The organism is Halomonas sp. (assembly GCF_041689495.1).
Lineage (GTDB): Bacteria > Pseudomonadota > Gammaproteobacteria > Pseudomonadales > Halomonadaceae > Halomonas.
In genome coordinates this window covers 1-6,069 of record NZ_JBDNGD010000499.1, presented here as the reverse complement: position 1 = coordinate 6,069, position 6,069 = coordinate 1, and the positions used below count along the sequence as shown (strand labels likewise).

Sequence of the window (6,069 nt, the reverse complement as noted above, 5' to 3'; positions counted from 1 at the left end):
TCTCGTCGATGAGGTAGCTGTCCATGGCGGTGCCGCACTTGGGGCAGCGGTGCTTGGCGCGCAGGGCATCCGTCTCGGCTTCCTCGCCGGCATCGGCGGCCACCGCCTCGTCGCCTGGCAGGAGGTCGATGGTCGTCTTGCAGCGTTCCTTGGGCGGCAGATTGTAGCCCGAGCAGCCCAGGAAGACGCCGGTGGAGGCGGTACGAATCTGCATCTTGCGCCCGCAACTCGGGCAGTCGATGTCGGTAGGCACCGGTTGGTTGGGACGCATCCCCGCCTCGCTCTCGGCCACTTCCAACTCCTGGCGAAACTCGGCGTAGAAGGTATCGAGCAACTCTTGCCAGTTGCGTTCGCCGTCGGCGACTTCATCGAGACTGTCTTCCATGCGTGCCGTGAAGGAGTAGTCCATCAGGTCGGGGAAGGACTCCTTGAGCCGCTCGGAGACGATGTCGCCGAGCTTCTCGGCGTAGAAGCGGCGATTCTCGAGCGCCACGTAACCGCGATCCTGAATGGTCGAGATGATCGAGGCATAGGTAGAAGGACGTCCGATGCCACGCTTCTCCAGTTCCTTGACCAGGCTCGCCTCGGTATAACGTGCCGGCGGCTTGGTGAAGTGCTGCTGGGGGTCGAGGCGCTCGAGGGTCAACGGCTCTCCCACCTCCAGGTCCGGCAGGGTCTGGTCCTCGTTCTTGCCGGCAGGCTTCATCACCCGGGTGTAGCCATCGAATTTCAGCACGCGTCCCTTGGCCTTCAATTCATAGCCATCCACCTCCACCGTCAGGGTGGAAGCAAGATACTCCGCGGGTGTCATCTGGCAGGCGACGAACTGCCGCCAGATCAACTCATAGAGGCGTTCTGCATCGCGTTCCATGCCGGCCAGGTCCGAGGCCTGGCGATGAACATCCGAGGGACGAATGGCCTCGTGGGCCTCCTGGGCGCCCGCACGACTGGAATAGCGGTTGGGCGCCTCGGGCAGATAGCGGGGGCCGAATTCGTCACCGATGAACTGGCGAACCGTCTCCACGGCATCGCTGGACAGATTGGTTGAGTCGGTACGCATGTAGGTGATGTAGCCAGCCTCGTAGAGGCGCTGGGCAAGCGTCATGGTCTTCTTGACCGAGAAGCCCAGTCGGCCGCTGGCCACCTGCTGCAGCGTGGAGGTGATCAGGGGCGCATTGGGCTTGGATCGGGTCGGCTTGTCCTCCCGTGCGGTGATCGAGAGGCTGGCCTTCCTGAGCGCGGCGATGCGCTCCAGTGTCTCGGCCTCGGAGGTGGGCCGGAAGGCCTTGCCGTCCTGGCGCACCAGCTCGAAACGCACCGGCTCTCCGTCGCTGGAGACGAGATCGGCATGAAGGTCCCAGAACTCTTCGGGAACGAAGGCATGGATCTCGCGCTCGCGTTCAACAATCAGGCGCATGGCCACCGATTGCACGCGTCCGGCCGAGAGGCCCCGGGCGATCTTGGCCCAGAGCAGGGGCGAGAGCATGAAACCGACCACCCGATCGAGGAAACGCCGCGCCTGCTGGGCCTCGACCCGCGGGATGTTGAGGCTGCCGGGATCCTGGAAGGCCTCCTGGATGGCGTTCTTGGTGATCTCGTTGAACACCACCCGCCGATAGCGGATATCATCGCCGCCGATGGTCTCACGAAGATGCCAGGCGATCGCCTCCCCCTCCCGGTCAAGGTCGGTGGCGAGATAGACCGTATCGGCCTTCTCGGCGACCTTTTTGAGTTCGGCCACCACCTTTTCCTTGCCCGGCAGGATCTCGTAGTGGGCTTCCCAGCCGTTCTCGGGGTCGATGCCCATGCGACGGATAAGCTGGTCGTGAGCCTTCTGCTTCTTGTACTCCGCCTTGTCCTCCGGCGACAGCTTACGGGTAGCGGCCGCCTGGCGTGCGCGTTCCTTGGGGTCGGCTGACGTCTTGCCGGAGCCGCTGGTCGGCAGGTCACGAATATGGCCCACGCTCGACTTCACGATGAAATCGTTGCCGAGATACTTGTTGATCGTCTTTGCCTTGGCAGGCGACTCGACGATGACCAGTGACTTGCCCATAGTGCTCCACACGTTTTATGCATGGCCGGACACCTCGGCATCCGTACCTGACGAATCGTCCTCCGCGGCCAGCGGGCCTTTCGGAGGTTGAAAAATGCGATAACCCTACCCCAGCGACCTGCGAGGCGCCAGTCGCAGCAGGGGTCGTCATCCGCGGGAGTCACTTGCCGAACGCGAGATCACGGCAGAGATGACGATGCCACCGACACGCCTGCACCCCCGGCGGGTGAACGATCGGGGGTGCCGTCAGCCGTTCTCGTCCGCATCAATCCCTGTCGGACGTCTTCGCCTTGCGACTGCGGGGTTGGCGAGTGGGTTGTCCTGCCGTTGTCTCCTTCGGCTTGCGCTTCTTGGGCACCGGCGCTACGTCCGCTGCCTGGTTGGCAGGCGCCGCGACAGGATCCCCAGATGCTGCCCCCTCGGGCGGAAGGCTTTCTATCATGGTCTCGCTTTCCTCCCTGGCAACACTCTCGGCCTGGGCCTCGGTGACCAGTTCCGCCTCGGCATCGGCCCGCGCCTCGAGCTCCAGCAGGGGAGCGCGATCGATGGCTCGATGGAAGAGTGTCTGGATACGCGCAAACCGATCCGCGGCGTGGCTGGACAACTCGCCGCTCGCCGCCAGCACATGTTCGATATGCGCCAGGTAGTCGTCGATCTGTTCCGCCGTCTGCCCCTTGAGCAGGGTCGGAATAGCCTCCAGGGCGGCTTCACGGTCGAGCTTGAGAATGAAGAACTGCTCGCGCATCAGGTGCTTGAAGTCAGCCACCTGGATCTCCGGCTCGAGTTCGGCACGCGAGGCACGCAGGCGATTGAAATTACGTTCATCGGTGGCGGGGGCGCCCCCCATCACGTGGATCACGGAACGCATCACGGCCTCGTGGCTGCCGCCCTTCTCGATCTGGTCCCGGACTTCGGCCCGGCGACGCTCGATGAAGCGTCGGTGCTCGGGCTCGGCACCCGGGCGACGACGGTGCACATGGGCATCACCACCGAGACCCACCATGGCCTGGAGTACCGGCTGGCCATAGATGTCCATGAACAGCCGCTCTGTGGAGCTGTCGCGCAGGTCGCGCCAGGCGTTGAGCGCACGGTAGACCTGGTCGGAAAAGATACCCTCCAGCGAACGGAAGAGGTTATCGCCTCCCAGGGGACGTCGGTCCTGACGAATCCTCTCGGCAAGCACCGGTACGCCCACCATCAAGGGATTACGGTCTGAAAGCAGCCGATAACCGAGACGATTGGGGTGCATGCGTCGCATCCACTTCGCCGAATCCGGGGTCGCCATGGCCTTGATCCAGGGCTGAAGAAAGTTGCGGTAGAGCCCCAGGTTGATCTCGGAGATCCGTGCCACGGTCGCGAAGCGGGTATCATCCTCGGGGCGGTGCTGCACCACCTCATCCAGTTCATCGATGGTCCGGGTCGAGAATTCCAGCAGATAGTCACGCTCGATGAGCTTGGCATCGGTCCGGTCGGCCGCCGCCGAGACCGTCGTCTCATAGAGGCCCGGCGGCAGGACATCGATGTAATCCATGTTGGCCGTGAACTCGGTATGTTCCTTGCGAGAGACACTGCCCGAGACGAAGATGCCCAGATGACCGGTGGTGTCATGCACGCAATATACGATCGTCTGCTCATTGGCGATGATATCTTCGACACCTTCGTAGAGATCACGCACCCAGCCCAGGGCCTGGGCAGGGGGCGTGATATCGTCCCCGCGAGAGCAGAACACCACCACGGGGGAGCGCAGGTTGCGCAGGTCGATTCGGCGACCATCGGAGGTCACCAGTTGTGCGGTGGAGAGGCGGTTACCGATGAAGAGGTTATCGACGATATACTGGATTTCCTCACCGCCCAGCACCACATGACCACCCCACCAGCGCTCGAATTCCAGATAGCGCTCGGCATCTGTGTCCACATTGGCATAGAGTCCGTACTGCTTGCCCCACCAGGTATTTGCCGGATTTAGTCGCTCGAAATTCTGCACCAGCCAGGCCCCGTCGAAGAGGCCGGCCCCCAGGTCACTGAGCATGGACGTCATCCAGCTGCCACCCGACATGCCACCGGCGAAGCGCATCGGCGCCTTGCCGTGCTCGCCTCCCCAGTACGACATCGGGGAGCCGGCGATGAGGATCGGACCGAAGATATCGGGCTCCAGCGCCGCTGCCATCATTATCTGCCAGCCAGCCTGACAATTGCCGACTACCATGGGCTTCTCGGAGGTCTCGGGGTGACGCTCGATGACGTGCCGCAGGAAAGCGACTTCCGCCTCGACCACGTCCTCCACGGTCTGGCCCGGGACCGGATGGGGCAGAAAGCCGATGAAATAGCAGGGATGCCCGGCACGCAGGGCAACGCCGATCTCGCTGTCGGGCTTGAAGCCACCGATCCCCGGCCCATGACCGGCACGGGGATCCACTACGACGAATGGACGCATCTGCAGGTCGATCTCCACCCCCTCGAGGGGCAGGATCCTCAGCAGTTCATAATTGACCGGCCGCGGCAGGTCACGGCCATCCTTGAGTACTTCGGCTTCGAATCCGAGCACATTGGGCTTGGTTTTCTCGATGTGCTCGAGATACTGGTTGCCACGCAGTCGCATGACATCCATATAGAGTACGCTACGCTCAAAGGCATCGCGCCAGTAATCACAGGCCGCCCGTCCAAAACCGAACGGATCCAGCATGGGCAGCATGGCTGCCGGTGGTGTCGGCATCAGGGGATTCATCTAGAGCTCCTGGCATTTCGTGAGCGTCGAACGCCCACAGGTTTGAGTATCTTGCTGCATTGCAATATAGCGCACATCCACATGATCTTCGAGCCTCCTCGTACCAATCCCGCCATGGGGAAACCCGCCGAGGGATGATTCATGCCGCGTTCCGCGCCTGTCAGGTGCGGCGGATGCTGTGGTATCGTTGTCAAAAATACACGGTCGTCGAGCAGGCAGAGAGGCTTACCTCAATGAGCACAACCCCCCCGAAACGCGTAGCCAGTGGCGAGAAATTTCGCAACGAGCACGGCATGGCCGTGATCAAGGATGGTATGAAGTTGCGTCATCAGGCCGAGGAAAGCAATACACTCGGCCGTAAACCATCCTGGTTACGTGCCCAGATCCCTGGCGGGGAACGCTTCGAGGCGGTCAAGAAGAATGTCGCCACCCACCGCCTCAGCACCGTCTGCGCGGAATCCCATTGTCCCAACATGGGTGAATGCTGGAGCAATGGTACGGCGACCATCATGCTGATGGGCTCGGTCTGCACACGCGCCTGTCGCTTCTGTGCCGTGGACACCGGCAACCCCAGGGGATGGCTGGATGCCGAGGAACCCGAGAACACCGCCAAGTCGGTGGAACTCATGGGGTTGCGCTATGTGGTCCTGACTTCCGTGGACCGGGATGACCTGGACGATGGCGGTGCGACTCACTATGCCGATTGCATCCGTGCCATCAAGACCCATACGCCCGAGGTCGTGGTCGAAGCGCTCACACCCGACTTCGATGGCGATCCCAGCGCCATCGAGCGTGTCGTGGATTCCGGCCTGGAAGTCTTCGCCCAGAACGTGGAAACCGTCGAGCGGTTGACGTCCCGGGTGCGGGACCCGCGCGCCGGCTACCGCAAGACACTGGATGTCCTGGGCCATGCCAAGCGCCATCGTCCCGATGTCATCACCAAGACCAGCCTGATGCTTGGTCTCGGTGAGACCGAAGCCGAAATCCTCGAGACCTTCGATGACCTGAGGGCCATCGGGGTGGATATCGTCACCCTCGGCCAGTACCTGCGGCCTACCCGCAATCATCTGCCGGTGGAATGCTATGTCACGCCCGAGGAGTTCGATCGCTACCGCGTGCTCGGGCTGGAAAAGGGCTTCATGGAAGTACCCTCCGGCCCCCTGGTTCGCTCCAGCTATCGAGCCGACCGGGTCTTCGAGAAGAATAACCTCGGCCTGGCGGCCCCTACCAAGGTGCCTGGCCAGGCATCCGATCCCGACCGCATCCAGGCGATCAATGTCGGCTGAGCGCC

Annotated in this window: 3 protein-coding genes; 1 reads left to right on the top strand and 2 read right to left on the bottom strand. The window is 62.5% G+C overall.

Annotated elements, in window-relative coordinates:
* Positions 1-2,053: type I DNA topoisomerase (topA, locus tag ACESMD_RS14885; protein WP_372614504.1), on the bottom strand; the 2,053-nt coding region annotated here is incomplete at its 3' end.
* Between the two features lie 265 nt (positions 2,054-2,318).
* A complete protein-coding gene (locus tag ACESMD_RS14880) occupies positions 2,319-4,778 on the bottom strand; it encodes a DUF3141 domain-containing protein (RefSeq protein WP_372614502.1) in 2,460 nt (819 codons plus the stop codon).
* Between the two features lie 233 nt (positions 4,779-5,011).
* Here ACESMD_RS14880 and lipA point away from each other — a divergent pair, with 233 nt between their 5' ends.
* Positions 5,012-6,064, top strand: coding sequence for a lipoyl synthase (lipA, locus tag ACESMD_RS14875; protein WP_372614500.1), 1,053 nt, complete (start codon positions 5,012-5,014; stop codon positions 6,062-6,064).
* Positions 6,065-6,069 lie beyond the last annotated feature (5 nt).